Source organism: Mycobacterium sp. OAE908 (assembly GCF_017872775.1).
Classification (GTDB): domain Bacteria; phylum Actinomycetota; class Actinomycetes; order Mycobacteriales; family Mycobacteriaceae; genus Mycobacterium.
The window spans coordinates 716,729-732,448 of record NZ_JAGGJL010000002.1 but is presented as its reverse complement, the minus strand read 5'-3'; the positions used below and the strand labels follow the sequence as shown (position 1 = coordinate 732,448).

The 15,720-nt window shown below is 66.2% G+C and carries 16 protein-coding genes; 6 read left to right on the top strand and 10 right to left on the bottom strand.

The annotated features are described in order from the left end of the window. Positions 1–29: 29 nt before the first annotated feature. Positions 30–1,091 (top strand): VIT1/CCC1 transporter family protein, encoded by a 1,062-nt coding sequence (locus J3E61_RS28665; protein WP_192723189.1) that lies wholly within the window; start codon positions 30–32, stop codon positions 1,089–1,091. On the opposite strand, the gene J3E61_RS28660 is transcribed toward J3E61_RS28665, so the two are convergent. Genes J3E61_RS28660 through J3E61_RS28650 form a run of 3 tightly spaced genes read right to left on the bottom strand, consistent with a single transcriptional unit; the run spans position 984 to position 4,624 of the window. Further along, complete coding sequence (locus J3E61_RS28660; protein WP_210086738.1) at positions 984–2,480, bottom strand: amino acid permease; 1,497 nt, start codon at positions 2,478–2,480, stop codon at positions 984–986. The two genes, J3E61_RS28665 and J3E61_RS28660, sit on opposite strands and share 108 nt — an antisense overlap. Before the next feature lie 30 nt (positions 2,481–2,510). Next, complete coding sequence (locus tag J3E61_RS28655) at positions 2,511–4,049, bottom strand: glycerol-3-phosphate dehydrogenase/oxidase (protein WP_210086174.1); 1,539 nt, start codon at positions 4,047–4,049, stop codon at positions 2,511–2,513. Further along, positions 4,046–4,624 carry a TetR/AcrR family transcriptional regulator gene (locus J3E61_RS28650; RefSeq protein ID WP_210086173.1) on the bottom strand — a complete coding sequence of 193 codons (579 nt, stop codon included), beginning with the start codon at positions 4,622–4,624 and terminating at the stop codon, positions 4,046–4,048. Before J3E61_RS28650 ends, J3E61_RS28655 begins: the two co-directional genes overlap by 4 nt. Positions 4,625–4,683: 59 nt before the next feature. Here J3E61_RS28650 and J3E61_RS28645 point away from each other — a divergent pair, with 59 nt between their 5' ends. After that, positions 4,684–6,264, top strand: a complete 1,581-nt coding sequence (locus J3E61_RS28645; protein WP_210086737.1) for an FAD-binding oxidoreductase — start codon at positions 4,684–4,686, stop codon at positions 6,262–6,264. After that, the gene (locus tag J3E61_RS28640) at positions 6,261–7,175 is read left to right on the top strand and encodes a diacylglycerol kinase (RefSeq protein WP_210086172.1); all 915 of its coding nucleotides are present in this window, start codon (positions 6,261–6,263) and stop codon (positions 7,173–7,175) included. The genes J3E61_RS28645 and J3E61_RS28640 overlap by 4 nt, the downstream gene beginning before the upstream one ends. Here J3E61_RS28640 and J3E61_RS28635 read toward each other — a convergent pair. The 5 genes from J3E61_RS28635 to J3E61_RS28615 all read right to left on the bottom strand — a co-directional run bounded on the left by J3E61_RS28635 (position 7,156) and on the right by J3E61_RS28615 (position 11,404). Next, complete coding sequence (locus tag J3E61_RS28635) at positions 7,156–7,668, bottom strand: DUF3145 family protein (protein ID WP_192723194.1); 513 nt, start codon at positions 7,666–7,668, stop codon at positions 7,156–7,158. The genes J3E61_RS28640 and J3E61_RS28635 overlap by 20 nt on opposite strands. 108 nt (positions 7,669–7,776) lie before the next feature. Next, on the bottom strand, positions 7,777–8,601 hold the full coding sequence (locus tag J3E61_RS28630) for a beta-lactamase family protein (protein ID WP_210086171.1): 825 nt from the start codon (positions 8,599–8,601) through the stop codon (positions 7,777–7,779). Between the two features lie 10 nt (positions 8,602–8,611). Further along, positions 8,612–9,541 carry a homocysteine S-methyltransferase family protein gene (locus J3E61_RS28625; RefSeq protein WP_210086170.1) on the bottom strand — a complete coding sequence of 310 codons (930 nt, stop codon included), beginning with the start codon at positions 9,539–9,541 and terminating at the stop codon, positions 8,612–8,614. Between the two features lie 2 nt (positions 9,542–9,543). Further along, complete coding sequence (locus J3E61_RS28620) at positions 9,544–10,614, bottom strand: class I SAM-dependent methyltransferase (protein WP_210086169.1); 1,071 nt, start codon at positions 10,612–10,614, stop codon at positions 9,544–9,546. Positions 10,615–10,636: 22 nt separating this feature from the next. Next, a complete protein-coding gene (locus J3E61_RS28615) occupies positions 10,637–11,404 on the bottom strand; it encodes a dioxygenase (protein WP_210086736.1) in 768 nt (255 codons plus the stop codon). Positions 11,405–11,444: 40 nt separating this feature from the next. On the opposite strand from J3E61_RS28615, the gene J3E61_RS28610 reads away from it, so the two are divergent. Further along, the gene (locus J3E61_RS28610; protein ID WP_210086168.1) at positions 11,445–12,533 is read left to right on the top strand and encodes an S-(hydroxymethyl)mycothiol dehydrogenase; all 1,089 of its coding nucleotides are present in this window, start codon (positions 11,445–11,447) and stop codon (positions 12,531–12,533) included. Further along, complete coding sequence (locus J3E61_RS28605) at positions 12,530–13,159, top strand: MBL fold metallo-hydrolase (RefSeq protein ID WP_210086167.1); 630 nt, start codon at positions 12,530–12,532, stop codon at positions 13,157–13,159. The genes J3E61_RS28610 and J3E61_RS28605 overlap by 4 nt, the downstream gene beginning before the upstream one ends. Positions 13,160–13,181: 22 nt before the next feature. Here J3E61_RS28605 and J3E61_RS28600 read toward each other — a convergent pair whose 3' ends face one another. Both J3E61_RS28600 and J3E61_RS28595 read right to left on the bottom strand, forming a co-directional pair. Continuing rightward, positions 13,182–13,916 (bottom strand): SHOCT domain-containing protein, encoded by a 735-nt coding sequence (locus tag J3E61_RS28600; protein ID WP_210086166.1) that lies wholly within the window; start codon positions 13,914–13,916, stop codon positions 13,182–13,184. Between the two features lie 13 nt (positions 13,917–13,929). Beyond that, entirely contained in the window at positions 13,930–14,523 is a 594-nt protein-coding gene (locus J3E61_RS28595; RefSeq protein WP_210086735.1) for a TetR family transcriptional regulator, read from the bottom strand. Between the two features lie 95 nt (positions 14,524–14,618). On the opposite strand from J3E61_RS28595, the gene J3E61_RS28590 reads away from it, so the two are divergent. Then, a complete protein-coding gene (locus tag J3E61_RS28590) occupies positions 14,619–15,674 on the top strand; it encodes an SDR family oxidoreductase (RefSeq protein WP_210086165.1) in 1,056 nt (351 codons plus the stop codon). Positions 15,675–15,720: the final 46 nt, after the last annotated feature.

Here is a 15,720-nt window from a genome sequence, read left to right as displayed (position 1 = left end):
GATACTCGATTTCGGGGAATGATCGCGACATGGATAGCGATCTGCGTCGCTGGCGTCAGCATCTGGCCAATGAACGCGCCGAAGCAGGGGTGTACCGGCATCTGGCCCAGCGCCGGACGGGCGAGGAACGCGCCATCTTGCTGACGTTGGCCGACGCCGAGCGGCGCCATGAGCAGCATTGGCTGAACCTGCTCGGCGACCAGGTCGGCAAGCCGCGGCGCGCCGACATGCGTACCCGGATGCTCAGCTTCCTCGCCAAACACTTCGGTTCGGTATTCGTGTTGGCGCTCGCGCAACGAGCAGAAGCCCGCTCTGCCTACGACACCGACGTCGACGCCACGCCCACGATGGCCGCCGATGAGCGCATCCACCTAGAGGTCGTCCGCGCTCTGGCCACCCGTGGGCGCAACCAGTTGTCGGGCAGTTTCCGCGCGGCGGTTTTCGGTGCGAACGACGGACTGGTCAGCAACCTTGCGCTCGTGCTCGGCATCAGCGCCACCGGCGTCACCAACCACACGGTGCTGGCCACCGGCCTTGCCGGTCTGCTCGCGGGCGCACTGTCGATGGGTGCAGGCGAGTACGTGTCGGTCAATTCACAGCGCGAACTACTGGAGGCATCCACGCCGAGCCCAGAGGCCGGCGACGCGTTGCCGCAACTGGACGTCAACGCCAACGAGCTGGCATTGGTGTACCGGGCCCGCGGCATGAGCGCCGACGAGGCGACAGGTCACGCGGCGAAGGTGCTGAGCAACCTTGCGACAAGCGGCAGCCCGAGCCGACTCGGCCGGCCTGAACCCGACGGGCATGAGGCTGTCGGCACGGGTGTTCGCGCCGCGGTGTCGAGCTTCAGTTTCTTCGCCTCGGGTGCGCTGATTCCGGTGCTGCCCTACCTGTTCGGGTTGCAGGGCACCGTCGCGGTCGTGGTCGCCGCCGCCCTGGTCGGAATCGCTTTGCTTGCAACGGGAATCGTCGTCGGGCTGCTCTCAGGTGGACCGCCCGTGCGTCGCGCCCTGCGACAGCTGATGATCGGCTACGGCGCCGCCACCGTCACCTACCTGCTCGGGTTGCTGTTCGAGACCGGCGCGAGCTAGCCCGACGTCGACGGGTTCGGCTGCATCGCGTCGGTCGATGAACCGCCGGTTCACCAGGTACAGACCCACGACCACCGCCCACGACAACAGGCTGAGCAGCAGCTGCGACCGGAGTTTGTCGTCCAGATACATCTGCACCAGGATCGCCAGCATCGCGATCGTCGTCAGGATCGACAGCACCGGGAACAGCCACATCTTCAGTCGCAGCTCGGCGTCGCGGTCGCGATAGCGCAACACGATCTGCGAGATCGCGATCAGGATGTAGACGAACAAGATGATCGCGCCGCTGGAGTTGAGCAGGAACGCGAAGATCGTGTCCTCGGCGACCGCGGCAGCGATCACACACAGGAATCCGACGATCGACGAGAACAGGATCGCGTTCGCCGGCACGCCCCGCCTGGTCAACCGGACCAACCGTTGCGGGGCTTCATGGCGCGCCGCGAGCACGAACAACATGCGAGAGGCGGTATACATCCCGGAATTCAGGCAACTCAGCACGGCGGTCAGCACCACAGCGTTCATGATGTGGTCGGCATACGGGATCCCCATCTTCGTGAACGCCGCGACGAACGGCGAACCGGCCAGCCCTTTGTCGTTCCACGGCACGATTGTCACGACAAGGAACACCGAGAGAACGTAGAAGACCAGGATTCGCAGGATCACCGAGTTGGCCGCCTTGGCGACGGCCGTCTCGGGATCAGAGGACTCCGCTGCGGCAATGGTCGCGATCTCCGGGCCGACCATCGAGAAGATCACCGTCACGATGCCGACCGTGATCACTCCGGCACCCATCGGCATGAACCCGCCGTGGCTGGTCAGGTTCGAGAAGTCCATCGACCTGTCGGGCCACAGCCCGAAAACGAAGCAGGCGCCGATCGCGATGAAAGCCAGGATTGCGGCCACCTTGATGCCGGCGAACCAGAACTCGAACTCACCGTAGGACTTCACCGAGAACAGGTTGGTCGCCGTCATCAGCACCATGAAGATCAGCGCACACAGCCACAGCGGGATGTGGATCCAGTACTGCACGATCTTCGCGCCGGCTATCGCCTCGAAGCCGACGACGATCACCCAGAAGTACCAGTACAACCAACCGACCGAGAAACCCGCCCAGTGCCCGAGTGCGTCGCGCGAGTAGTCGGCGAACGATCCGGTCGAGGGGTGGGCCACCGCCATCTCGGCCAACATGCGCATGACCATGATGATCAGCACTCCGGACAACGCATAGGTCAAAAAGGCGCCTGGGCCGGTGTCGCCCATCACCACTCCGGAGCCGACGAACAGCCCGGCTCCGATGACGCCGCCGATGGCGATCATCCTCAGTTGGCGCTGGCTGAGGGCTTTCTTCAGTGTTGGGGTAGCCGCTGTGGCCTCGGTCACTCGTTCCATGGACAGCTGAGTGCCCATTCAGTCACGCGGTTAAGCGTGCTGTGTCAACAACTCCTCGGCCGCGGCCGCCGCTTTGGCACGGTCCGATGCAACCAGCCCGATGCGGGTCCGGCGGTCCAGGATGTCGTCGACGGTCATCGCGCCTTCATGGGTGACCGCATACTCGAACTCCGCTCGGGTGACGTCGATGCCCTCGGCCACCGGTGCCGTCGGCCGCTCACAGCTGGCCGACGCGATCACGTTGGGCGCCTCGGCGCCGTAGCGGGCGACCAGTGACCCCGGCACCTCGATTGAAGAGCGCAGTGTCGCAACGGGATTCGACGGCGCGCCGACCAGCGGCAGGTTTCGGGTCCGGCATGGGCGGGCAGGCAGCCCCCGCAACGCGACGGCGCGGTCGAGGACGTCCTCGGCCATGTACCGGTATTCGGTGAGCTTGCCGCCGATCACACTGATCACGCCGGAGGGTGACTCGACGACCGCGTGTTCACGCGAGACGTCGGCCGTGCGGCCTGCGCCCGTGTCGATCAACGGCCGCAGCCCGGCGTAGGAGCCGATCACGTCGCCCACACCGAGCTTGACGTCCAGTGCGGTGTTGACGGTGTCGAGCAAGAAACTGATTTCTTCCGAGGTCGGCTCCGGCACATCGGGAATGGGCCCCGGTGCGTCTTCGTCGGTCAGCCCGAGGTAGACCCGCCCCAGCTGTTCGGGCATCGCGAATACGAACCGGTTGATCTCTCCCGGTATCGGAACGGTCAGCGCGGCAACGGGATTGCCGAATACCTTGGCATCGAACACCAAATGTGTTCCGCGGCTGGGTCGCACCCGAATCGAGCTGTCCACCTCCCCCGCCCACACACCGCTGGCGTTGATGACGGCGCGAGCGGTGACGTCGAACGACTCACCGGAGCGCGTGTCGGTCAGCGTCACCGAGGTTCCCGTCGCGTTCGAGGCCGCGACGCGGGTCAAGATGCGCGCACCATGCTGAGCCGCCGTGCGCGCGACGGCGGTGACGAGTCGCGCGTCGTCGATGAGCTGTCCGTCGTAGGCCAACAGGCCGCCTGTCAAACCGTCGCGACGGACGGTGGGCGCCATCTCGATCGCACGCGCCGCATCGATGCACCGTGAGCGCGGCAGCGTGGCGGACGGTGTGCCGGCCAGTCTGCGCAGCCCGTCGCCTGCCGCGAATCCGAAACGCACCAAAGCCTTTGACGTCGAGCTCATTTCGGGCAGCAGCGGCACCAGCTGGGGCATCGCCTTGACGAGGTGAGGAGCGTTGCGCGTCATCAGGATTCCGCGTTCGATGGCGCTGCGGCGCGCGATGCCGACGTTGCCGGTCGCCAGGTAGCGCAGCCCGCCGTGCACCAGCTTCGAACTCCAGCGGCTCGTGCCGAACGCCAGGTCATGCTTCTCGACCAGAGCGACGCGCAGACCGCGAGTCGCCGCGTCCAACGCGATACCAGTTCCGGTGATGCCGCCGCCGATGACGACGACGTCGAGCTGTTCGCCGTCGGACAGCGCAGCGAGCTCGGTGGCTCGGCGGGTTTCGTTGAGGGCTGTCGAGCCGGTCATGGTTTCAGGTATCCGTTCAGCGAGTGGGCGAGTTCGACGGCCAGCGCGTCGGCGTCGAGGATGGGCGCGACCATCTGCGCCGACTGAATCGCCGACTGTGTAATCAGCAGGCACATCGCGGCGAGATGCCGCGGTTCGCCCGCCCTGATGCTGCCTTCCTCCTGGGCGAGCTTGATCGCCTGCGCCAGCGTGTCGATCAGGATCTGCTGGCTGGTGCCGAGCCGTTCGGTGATGTAGACCATCGCGACGTTCGGCGCGTTGTGCAGCACCGCCATCACGACCTCGTCGGCGCGCAGATGCTCTGCCGCCGCGACGATGCGTTCGACGAGCGCTTCGCGATCGGAGCCTCGGTCCGGCACCTTGTCGAGAACGCCTGCGATGCGCATGGTCAGCAGTTCGGCGAGCACGAAGCGAATATCGGGCCAGCGGCGATAAATGGTCGGACGGCTGACCCGAGCCCGGCGCGCGATTTCGGTCAACGTCATTCTCTCGACGCCGAACGCCAGCACGCACTCGGCGGCGGCATCGAGGATCCGGGACTCGACAGTCGATCCAGAGTTACGGATTGACAGCATGTGTAATACTGTAACGCATGACGCGTCCACATGACCAGCAGACGACGCTTTTGCCCCCAATGAAGTGGAACGCATGGGGCGACCCCGCGGAGGCAAAACCGCTGTCGGAGGGCATCCGCTCGCTGCTCAAGCAGGCGCTTGGGCTCGAGGACGCGAGCACCGCCGAGCTCGAGGCCGACCAGGTCCGGTTGCGGCCGTCGGCGCTCTCGCAGGCGGACCGCGACGCGCTCGCGGCGATCGTCGGCGCCGAGTACTGCAATGTCGAGGACCGGGCGCGTTTGCTGCGGGCCGGGGGCAAGTCGACGTTGGATCTGTTGCGCCGCAGAGACTTTGGTGTACAGGACGCACCGGACGCGGTGCTGTTGCCCGGCGGCGAAGACGAAGTGGCCGAGATCCTCCGGTTCTGCGCGGACCGCAGCATCGCCATCGTCCCGTTCGGCGGGGGCACCAGCGTGGTCGGTGGTCTCGACCCGATCCGCGGTGACTTCAAGGCCGTGGTTTCACTGGACCTGCGCCGACTCGACCAGTTGCACTCCCTCGACGAGGTGTCCGGCGAAGCCGAACTGGGCGCCGGCCTCACCGGTCCGGACGCGGAGCGGCTGCTCGGCGAACGCGGCTACTCGCTCGGCCACTTTCCCCAGAGCTTCCAATTCGCCACCATCGGCGGATTCGCCGCGACGCGATCGTCTGGCCAGGACTCAGCGGGCTATGGCCGCTTCAACGACATGGTCCGCGGGCTGCGCACGGTGACGCCCGCAGGCGTGCTCGACCTGGGCCGCGCGCCGGAGTCCGCAGCGGGCCCAGACCTTCGTCAGCTGATGATCGGCTCGGAGGGCGTGTTCGGCATCATCACCCGCGTCCGCGTCCGGGTGCATCCGGTGCCCGAGACCACGCGGTACGAGGCCTGGTCGTTCCCCGACTTCGCGACAGGCGCCGACGCACTGCGCGCCGTCGTGCAAACCGGTACCGGGCCAACCGTGATCCGACTCTCCGACGAGGCCGAAACCGGCGTCAACCTGGCGACCACCGAAAACATCGGCGAGGACCGCGTCGCCGGCGGTTGTCTGGCCATCACCGTGTTCGAAGGCACCGCCGCGCACACCGAGAGCAGGCACGCCGAGACCAGGGCGCTGCTGGAGGCGATGGGCGGCACGTCGTTGGGTGAGGGGCCCGCGCGGGCGTGGGAACACGGCCGGTTCGGGGCGCCGTATCTTCGCGACTCGTTGCTGTCGGCGGGTGCGCTGTGCGAGACGCTCGAGACCGCTACCAGTTGGTCGAACGTGCCCGCGCTCAAGGCCGCCGTCACAGAAGCGTTGACGACCTCGCTGGCCGAATCGGGCACGCCTGCGCTTGTGCTGTGCCACATTTCGCATGTGTATCCGACTGGCGCATCGCTGTACTTCACCGTCGTCGCAGGGCAACGCGGCAATCCGATCGAGCAGTGGCGCAAGGCGAAGACCGCCGCATCCGATGCGATGATGCGCACTGGCGCCACGATCACCCACCACCATGCCGTCGGTGCCGACCACCGGCCGTGGATGCGCGACGAGGTCGGCGGCCTCGGCGTCGCGGTGCTGCGGGCCGTGAAGGCCACGCTCGATCCGGCCGGAATTCTCAACCCCGGCAAGCTCATTCCGTGACAAAACGCGAGATCGGCCGCGTCACCGTCCTGACGAATCCGATGTCGGGTCACGGCAATGCAATGCATGCAGCCGAGCGGGCAATCGCCCGTTTTCAGCAGCGCGGCATCGACGCGTGCGAAATCGTCGGCAGGGATGCCGATCACGCGCGCCTACTGCTCGACGAGGCACTGAAAGCCGGCACCGACGCGCTTGTGGTGTGTGGCGGCGACGGTGTCATCTCGTTGGCGTTGCAGTCACTGGCGCTCGGCGACGTCCCGCTCGGCATCATTCCTGCGGGTACCGGAAACGACCACGCACGCGAATACGGGCTTCCCAGAAACGATCCCGAGGCCGCTGCGGACGTCGTCGCCGACGGGTGGACGGAAACCGTCGACCTCGGCCGCATCGACAACCACGCGGGGGTACAGCGGTGGTTCGGCACGGTCATGGCCGCGGGCTTCGACTCATTGGTCAGCGATCGCACGAATCGTATGCGTTGGCCGCACGGCCGGATGCGCTACAACCTGGCGATGGTCGCCGAGATCTCACGGCTGCGGCCGCTGCCGTTCCGATTGGCGTTCGACGACGGTAAGACGATCGTCGCCGACTTGACGCTGGCCGCCTTCGGCAACACCAAGAGCTATGGCGGCGGCATGCAGATCTGCCCCGGCGCTGACCATACCGACGGCCAACTCGACATCACGATGGTGCATGCGACGTCGCGAACAAGGCTGATTCGCTTGTTTCCCACCGTTTTCAAGGGCACGCACATTGAACTCGACGCCGTCACCACCGAGCGTGCACGCTCGGTCAGCGTCGACTCCCCCGGCATCAACGCCTACGCCGACGGCGAGTACGTGTGCCCGCTGCCGGTAGACGTGTCAGCAGTGCCGGGCGCGCTGCAGATCCTTACCCGACTCCCCGGTTGAGCCAGCTGACCTCTGCCGTGTCGCCGCCGTCGCGGTACGGCTCCAGCGCCTCGTCCCATGCGGTGCCCAGCACCGTATCCAGTTCGGCCGCCAGCACATCGGCCCCCGACGACATCAACGTGCGCAGCCGCATCTCGCCGACCATCACATCGCCGTTGGCGCTCATCACGCCGCTCCACAGACCGAGCTGAGGGGTGTGGCACCAGCGGTGCCCGTCAACGCCCTCGCTGGGGTCCTCGGTCACTTCGAACCGCAGGACCGACCACGAGCGCAGCGCATTGGCCAACTGGGCGCCGGTGCCCACCGGCCCGATCCAGTTGGTGATCGCGCGCAGTTGTCCCGGCATGGCCGGCTGCGGCGTCCACTTCAGGTTCGCCCTTGCTTGAAGGGTCGACGACAACGCCCACTCGACGTGCGGGCATACCGCCGCGGGTGAGGCATGGACGTACACCACACCGGTCGCCGCGTCGGCGAATTGGTTCGCTGCACGCATCTGCTGCTCCTTCGGTTCCACGAGGGACGTCTTCCCCAAGCGGCCTTGTGAATCCGAATTACAGCTGTGTCGTGCGTGTCCATTGTGCCTTGTGAGGCCTATGTTGCGCTAGTCTGTCCCGAATTCTCTCAGGACTTCGTCAGAGATTGCTGGCCAGAGCGGGTATGTCCACTCGCCGAAACTGCGATCCGTCAGCACCACGAGCGCCAGATCCACGTCCGGATCGACCCACAAAAACGTCCCTGACTGGCCGAAATGGCCGTACGTGCGCCCTGAGTTGGACGCTCCCGTCCAATGCGGCGACTTGGCGTCCCTGATTTCGAAGCCAAGCCCCCAGTCGTTGGGCCGCTGCGACCCGAAACCTGGCAAGACCCCGGCCAGCCCCGGAAACTGCACGTCAACAGCGTCGGCGTGCATCTGCGGCGACACGGTTCTGGGCCGCAGCAGGTCCCCCGCGAAGGCCACCAGGTCGGCAACCGTCGACGCCGCCCCGAATCCGGCGGCTTCCGCGCCGCCCTCCAGCACGGAATCGACCATGTCGAGCGGTTCGAACACCGCCTCGACCAGGTACTGGCCGAACTCGATGCCCGAAGCGTGCTGCAGCGTCTCGGCAAGCACCCGGAACCCGTAGTTGGAGTAGACGCGGCGCTGACCCGGCTTGGCGATCAGTTCCGGCGAGTTCATCGCGTAACCCGTCGCGTGCGCCAGCAGGTGCCTGACCGTGGACCCCTCTGGCCCGGCTTGGGTGTCGAGTTCGACGACACCCTCTTCGATCGCGATCTGGGCGGCACGCGCGACGAGCGGCTTGGTCACCGACGCCAGCGCGAAGCGCTGTTTCGCGTCGCCATACTCAGCGACCACACCCGACGGCGCGACCACGGCGGCGGCAGCGGAATCGACCGGCCAGTCGGCTATCGCATCGAGCGCAGTCACCCGCAGGAGCCTAGTTGGCCCGCCACGCCGAAACGATCGCCGCCACATGCCGGGCGTCCGTGCCGCAGCAGCCGCCGAGCACAGTGACAGCCGACAGCCGGTCCCGAAGCGCGCCGTGCCTGGCGCCGAGATCGACCGGATCGCCCTCGTCGAGTTCTGTCGCCTCATCGAGTTCGGCGTGACTTTTCATGGATGCGTTCGCACGCAGGCCGACGAGTCTTCGCCGCCATGCCCCATCGGGTTTGAGCGCATCGGCAAAGTGAACGGGGTGGGCGCAGTTGATCATGAAATACGCTGCAGCAGCGCCGGTCTCGGCGTCGACCTGCTCGATGGCCTCATGCAGCGGCTGGCCCGCGGGTAGCCGACCGTCGCCCTCGACCGTGAAGGATATCGCCGCGGGGATGCCCGCCGCCGCGGCAGCGCGCACGATGCCGATCGCTTCGTTGACGTCGGTCAGGGTCATCGCGGTTACTTGGTCTGCGGTGGTCGTCGCGAACGTGCCGATCTGCGCCGCGTGGTAGCGCTCGGCCTCTTGAGGCGTCATCACGTTCGCCGGATCGTAGCCGTCGCCGCGTGGGCCGACGCATCCGCTCACCACCGCGCCGACCCCGTCGGCCGCCGCGACGGCCCGCACCTCTTCGGCCAGCGTCACTGCGTCGCGGTTGACGGCGTCGAGTTGCTCGGAGGAATAACCGAGTCGGTGCGCCCACTCGGAATTGGCCCGCCACGTTGGGGTTTCGATGAGGAAGCCCGTGCCGTGCTCCCGCGCGATGGCGAGATAGCGGTGGTAGTAGCGGCGAAGGTGGGCGCGAGTCTGCGGGTCGCCGAGCAACGGGAACGCGGCAAAGCACGGCAAGTCGAGGCCGTCGTGGAAGATCAGCTCTGTCTCCAGGCCGCCGTCGGTCACGAACAAGCCGTCGCCGCCCAGTTGAGGCAGCATCACTACTTCCGCGCGACGTAGTAGAAGTTGATCGGGTCCGAATCGATCTCGTGCACCTGGACATCGCGGAAGCCGGCATCGGCCAGCATCGTCGTGGCAAGCTGACGCCCCCAAACGGTGCCCAGCCCGTCGCCGTCCAAGCCCAGCGACACACTCATGCAGTGCATCGTCGAAACGGTGTACAAATACGCCGCGAATGGCACGCCGATGTTGTCCTCGACTTGGCTGGACGCCTTGATGTCGACCATGAGGAAAACACCACCGGGCCGCAGCGCTCGGTAGATGTTGGCGAGCACCTGCGCCGGATGGGCTTGGTCGTGGATCGCGTCGAAAACGGTTATGACGTCATAGGTTTCGGCCTCGTTTAGTGCGGCGACGTCCTTGGCGACGAACGTCGCGTTGGTCAGTCCCCACTGCGACGCTTCTGCCCTGGCTGCGGCGAGACCCTCGTCGGAGAAGTCGATACCGGTGAACCTACTGGCCGGGAACGCCCTTGCCATCACATTGATGGCATGTCCGCTGCCCGTGCCGATGTCGGCCACGTCGGCGCCGTCGCGAAGCAGTTCAGGGAGGCCGCCGGCCATCGGCAGTATGACGTCGATGAGCGCGGCGTCGAACGTTTCGCCGCTCATCTCGGCCATCAGTTTGTGGAACCGCGGATACTCGCGGTACGACAGCCCGCCGCCGGCAGAGAAGCAACCGATGATCTTCTGTTCCACCTCGCCCAGAAGCGGAATGAACTGCGCAACGCGCGACAGGTTGTCTGGCCCGGCTGAGCGAGTCAGCACGGCGGCGCGGTGGGCAGGCAGAGAATAGGTCTGCGCCGTGGGGTCGTAATCGACAATCCGGCCCGCGGTCACGCCCCCCAGCCACTCACGGACATAGCGTTCGTTGAGCCCGGCGGCGTCGGCGATCTGCGCGCTCGTGGCGGCCGGCAGCCCGGCCATCGTGTCGAACAGCTTGGTCTGGTGTCCGATCGAAAGCAGGATGGCCAGGCTGGCGCTGTCGATCGCGCCGATCATCCGTTCGGCGAATTCCTCGGTGGTGTCGGTATTCGGCTCAAGCGTCGTCATGCCAACGTCAACGGTAGGCGGGTCAGATCAGTTCAATGGACCGTTTCGCCAGGCCCATCCAGTAGCCATCGATGACCTGCTTGGGCGTCTGCCCCGGGTCGCCGGACGCCCCGAGCGCGACGAACAACGGCGAGAAGTGCTCGATCGTCGGATGGGCATAGGGCATGCCTGGCGCGCGGTGACGGAAGTCGACCAGCGCGTCGACATCGCCGGCCGACAACCGCTCCCTGGCCCACGCGTCGAATTCGGTCGACCACCCCGGCGGAGTGGCGCCGGGCGACGGGTCATCGAGGAATGGCAGACCGTGCGTGGTGAACCCGGATCCGATGATCAGCACGCCTTCGTCGCGCAGCGGTCGCAGCCGCTGGCCCAGCGCAAGGAGGTGCTGCGGGTCCAGCGTGGGCATCGAGATCTGCAGCACCGGGATGCTGGCTGCGGGATACATGACCGTCAGCGGCACGTAGGCGCCGTGGTCGAGCCTGCGATCGGGATCGTGGGCGACGGGTTCGTCGTCGGGCATCAGCGCTTCGACCCGGGCGGCGAGGTCGGATGCGCCTGGTGCGTCGTAGGTGACGTCGTAATAGCGCTGCGGGAAACCCCAGAAGTCGTAGGTCAACGGGGTCTCGGTGGAGGTCGACCCGATGGTCAGCGGAGCGGCTTCCCAGTGGGCAGACACGACGAGGATCGCGCGTGGCGCCGGCAGATCGCGCGCCCACTTCTTCAGCTGCGAAACCCATAGCGCGTCGTCGACCAGTGGTGGTGCGCCATGGGACAGGTACAGAGCCGGGATCACCCCTTTAGCCTCCCACCGCTGCCATTAGGTTGTACGCATGACTCAGACGGTGCGCGGTGTGATTTCGCGGAAGAAGGGCGATCCAGTGGAGTTGGTGGATGTGGTCATCCCCGACCCAGGGCCCGGCGACGTGGTGGTCGCCATCCTTGCGTGTGGGGTTTGCCACACCGACCTGACGTACCGCGACGGCGGCATCAACGACGAGTTCCCGTTCCTGCTCGGACACGAAGCCGCAGGCACCGTCGAGGCGGTCGGCGATGGCGTGACCCATGTCGAGCCCGGCGACTTCGTCATCCTGAATTGGCGCGCGGTGTGTGGTGAATGCCGGGCGTGTAAGCGGGGCAGACCGTGGTACTGCTTCAACACGTTCAACGCCAGCGCTCCGATGACACTGACCGACGGCACCGAGCTGACCCCGGCATTGGGCATCGGCGCGTTCGCCGACAAGACGCTGGTGCATGAGTTGCAGTGCACCAAGGTCGATCCCGCCGCCGACCCCGCGGTGGCCGGGCTGCTGGGCTGCGGCGTGATGGCCGGCCTGGGCGCTGCGGTCAACACCGGCGCGGTGGGCCGCGACGACACCGTCGCGGTGATCGGCTGCGGCGGTGTGGGTGATGCGGCGATCGCGGGTGCGGCGTTGGTCGGCGCCAAGCGGATCATCGCGGTCGACACCGACAACACGAAACTGAACTGGGCCAGAGGATTTGGCGCCACGCACACCATCAACGCCCGCGACCTGGATCCGGTGCAGACCATCCAGGATCTGACCGACGGGAACGGCGCCGACGTTGTCATCGACGCGGTCGGCCGACCGGAGACGTGGAAGCAGGCGTTCTACGCCCGCGATCTAGCGGGAACTGTTGTGCTGGTTGGTGTTCCAACGCCGGATATGAAGCTGGAAATGCCGCTGATCGACTTCTTCTCTCGCGGCGGCTCGCTGAAGTCATCCTGGTACGGCGATTGCCTGCCCGAGCGCGACTTCCCCACCCTGATCAGTTTGTATCTGCAGGGCAGGCTGCCGCTGGAGAAGTTCGTCTCCGAGCGCATCGGCCTCGGCGACATCGAAGACGCCTTCCACAAAATGCACGCAGGAGAGGTACTGCGCAGCGTGGTGGTTGTGAAGTGAACGGCGGTCCAATTCAGCGGGTCGTCACCCACGGCACCTTCGAACTCGACGGCGGCAGTTGGGAAGTCGACAACAACATCTGGATCGTCGGCGACGACTCCGAGGTGGTGGTCTTCGACGCCGCGCACGACGCAGGACCGATCGTGATGGCCGTCGGCGGTCGCCACGTCGTCGCGGTGGTGTGCACGCACGGGCACAACGATCACGTGACAGTGGCGCCGCAATTGGCCGAGGCCCTCGATGCCCCCGTGCTAATGCACGCTGCCGACGATGTGCTCTGGCGAATGACCCATCCGGACAAGGACTTCCGAACCGTTGACGACGGCGACACGCTGCGGGTTGCCGGTCACGAATTGCGCGCGATCCACACGCCGGGTCACTCGCCGGGGTCGGTGTGCTGGCACGCCCCTGAACTGGGCGCGGTGTTCTCCGGCGACACGCTGTTCCAAGGCGGGCCCGGCGCGACGGGTCGGTCCTATTCCGACTTCCCCACGATCCTCGAATCGATCTCGGGCCGACTCGGGACGCTGCCGGGTGAGACGGTGGTCTACACCGGCCACGGCGACTCGACCACCATCGGCGACGAGATCGTGCACTACGACGAATGGGTGGCCCGCGGCCACTAGACCCAACTCCTCCGCGGGATGTTCAGCGCTCGAGAATTCGGCGCTTCTCGTTCGCGAATTCGGCTTCGGTCAATGCGCCCGAATCACGCAGTGCCGCAAGCTGTCGCAGCTGCTCCAGTCGCACGCCCTGGTCGCTCGGTGCGTAGCTCGCCACCGGTCCGTCGCTCCACGATGGCTCGTCGAGGTGCACGGTCTCCTCAGGAGTGAGCGGTCTGGCCGCCTTCGCGGAACGGGCCGACCAGAACAACCCCACCACAAGCTCCACTACGCCGAGAGCAAGAATCCCGCCGAACAACCACGTCAACCATCCGTAGGAACTGCCGTGGCCGAACGCGAGCCGAGGATCGATGTAGCCGTTGACATTTCCGTCCGTGACGACGTCGTAGTCACCCTCTTGCGGGACCTGCAGCAGCCACACCTGTACATGCGTGTCGCTGTTCACCGTCGTTGTGCCGCCCACGCTTTCGGTCACTTCGGGTTTGGCGCCGCCGTGCTGCGGCGTGATCGAGAACTTCAGGTCCGGAATGGGAAACCCGCTCGAGGGGCTGCCCGTGACCATCGTGTGAAAGCTGACGGTCACCTCACCGGCCGGCAGGTGCAGGCTGGTCGAACCGGGGACCGGCACCTCGCCGTAAGCGTCGAACTCGTCGAGCACGAACGCGTTGAGGATCAGCATGGCGATAAGGCCGACGCCTCCGACAACCAACGCCACGACGGCGGAGAGAATCGCGATCCGAGGCCCGACCCGTTTGCGCATGCGCGAAAGTCTGTCACGCCCCGGTTTGCGCCGCGGCGCCTATCAGCCACGTCGACAATCCGATGCGAAGGCCGTCGCGGAACCGCTCCTCAGGTTCGGCAATGCCCAACTCGGCTATCGCCGCGCGGACCGGTTCGGTGGGCACCGAGAACGGATACATCCCCGCGAGCAGGGTGAGCGCGCCCTCGGCGAAGAAGTCCGCGAAGTCGCGCGGCAGCCACGGCAGGTGGGTAGCGACCAGTTGGGCCAACTCTGCTATTCGCGCCGTCGCACGCGCCTTGAAGTCACGCGCGAAGTCATAGGAGATGTTGCGTTCGAGCACGACGGCCATCGACGCGACCAACTCGCACAGCGACTGTCTGCCCTCGAGAGAGTCAGCGATCACCGTTGCGACGCGAATTTCGTTGGCGTAGTTGGGTTTCCTCGCTCGCGGCCTGCCGAGTCCCGCCTCGAGGTCCGCCAGCCAACCGGCAAACTCCTCGTCGAGGATTTCGAGGAAGATCGCTTCCCGGCTGTCGAAGTAGCGCAGCACATTGGACTTGGCCAGGCCGATTCGATCGGAGAGTTCGCGCAGGCTGATGTCGGCCACCGCCTTCTCGGCCAGCATTTCGCGCGCGCTGGTCAAGATCGCCGCGCGGCGGGCCGCCAGCTGTTCGGGCCGCCGTGCGCGCTGAAACGTCACAGCTAGAAGTTATCAGACCAATGGGCTCTTGTTATCAGACCGATGGTTCGTTATTGTTCGGTTATCCCGCCGATGCAAGGAGACAATCCGTGGCCACCAACGAACGTGACGTCACCGTTCCCGACCTGTCCGGCAAGCTGGCCGTCGTGACCGGGGCCAACTCCGGCCTCGGTCTCGGGTTGGCCTCTCGGTTGTCCGCTGCAGGCGCCGACGTCATCATGGCCATCCGCAATCGGGCGAAGGGCGAAGTCGCCGCCGATCAGATCCGCGCGACGGTGCCGAACGCGAAGCTGGCGATCAAGAGTCTCGACCTGTCGTCGCTGGCGATCAAGAGTCTCGACCTGTCGTCGCTGGCGAGCGTCCGGGCGCTCGGCGAGGAACTCGTCGCCGAGGGCAGGCCGATCGACATCCTGATCAACAACGCGGGCATCATGCAGCCGCCGCAGAGGGAGACGACCGCGGACGGTTTCGAGCTGCAGTTCGGCTGCAATCACCTCGGCCATTTCGCGCTGACGGGCCACGTCCTTCCGCTCTTGCGCGCCGCCGACGGAGCGCGGGTGACGTCGTTGAGCAGTTCGGCGGCCCGGTTGGGCGGCATCAAGTTCGACGATCCGCAATGGGAGAAGCGATACAACGCGACGGGCGCCTACGCACAGTCCAAGTCAGCGAATCTGATGTTCGCGATCGAGTTGGACCGCAGGAGCCGACGCGGCGGATGGGGCATCGTCTCGAACGCCGCACACCCCGGCCTGTGTAAGACGAACCTGCAGCTCAGCGGCCCCTCGCAGGGCAAGGACAGCCCGACGCTGTTGGAACGCTTCTACCGCGTGAGCCGGCGGCTTGCGCCGTTCATGTGGCAGGAGATCGACGAGGGCATCCTGCCGCCGCTTTACGCCGCGACATCCCCCGAGGCGAAGGGCGAGGCGTTCTACGGCCCGCATGGCTTCCTCGAACTCGCAGGCGGCGGCGTCACCGACGCCAAGATCCTCGATCGCTCCAGGAACGAGGCCGACTGCCGCCGGTTGTGGGAGCTGTCCGAGCAACTGACCGGGGTGAGCTACCCGACGGCAGACTGAACCGGGCCTTCGTCGGCGCTCGCCGCATCCGGGAGCTACCGTCGTA

Excerpts from the sequence above, each read along its gene's own strand:
- J3E61_RS28665 (WP_192723189.1), top strand. The coding sequence starts at position 30 with ATGGATAGCGATCTGCGTCGCTGGCGTCAGCATCTGGCCAATGAACGC.
- J3E61_RS28660 (WP_210086738.1), bottom strand. The coding sequence starts at position 2,480 with ATGGAACGAGTGACCGAGGCCACAGCGGCTACCCCAACACTGAAGAAA.
- J3E61_RS28625 (WP_210086170.1), bottom strand. The coding sequence starts at position 9,541 with ATGCTGCCTCAACTGGGCGGCGACGGCTTGTTCGTGACCGACGGCGGC.
- J3E61_RS28620 (WP_210086169.1), bottom strand. The coding sequence starts at position 10,614 with ATGACGACGCTTGAGCCGAATACCGACACCACCGAGGAATTCGCCGAA.
- J3E61_RS28645 (WP_210086737.1), top strand. The coding sequence starts at position 4,684 with ATGAAGTGGAACGCATGGGGCGACCCCGCGGAGGCAAAACCGCTGTCG.
- J3E61_RS28595 (WP_210086735.1), bottom strand. The coding sequence starts at position 14,523 with ATGCTGGCCGAGAAGGCGGTGGCCGACATCAGCCTGCGCGAACTCTCC.
- J3E61_RS28635 (WP_192723194.1), bottom strand. The coding sequence starts at position 7,668 with ATGCGTGCAGCGAACCAATTCGCCGACGCGGCGACCGGTGTGGTGTAC.
- J3E61_RS28650 (WP_210086173.1), bottom strand. The coding sequence starts at position 4,624 with ATGCTGTCAATCCGTAACTCTGGATCGACTGTCGAGTCCCGGATCCTC.
- J3E61_RS28590 (WP_210086165.1), top strand. The coding sequence starts at position 14,619 with ATGGGCTCTTGTTATCAGACCGATGGTTCGTTATTGTTCGGTTATCCC.
- J3E61_RS28655 (WP_210086174.1), bottom strand. The coding sequence starts at position 4,049 with ATGACCGGCTCGACAGCCCTCAACGAAACCCGCCGAGCCACCGAGCTC.
- J3E61_RS28600 (WP_210086166.1), bottom strand. The coding sequence starts at position 13,916 with ATGCGCAAACGGGTCGGGCCTCGGATCGCGATTCTCTCCGCCGTCGTG.
- J3E61_RS28610 (WP_210086168.1), top strand. The coding sequence starts at position 11,445 with ATGACTCAGACGGTGCGCGGTGTGATTTCGCGGAAGAAGGGCGATCCA.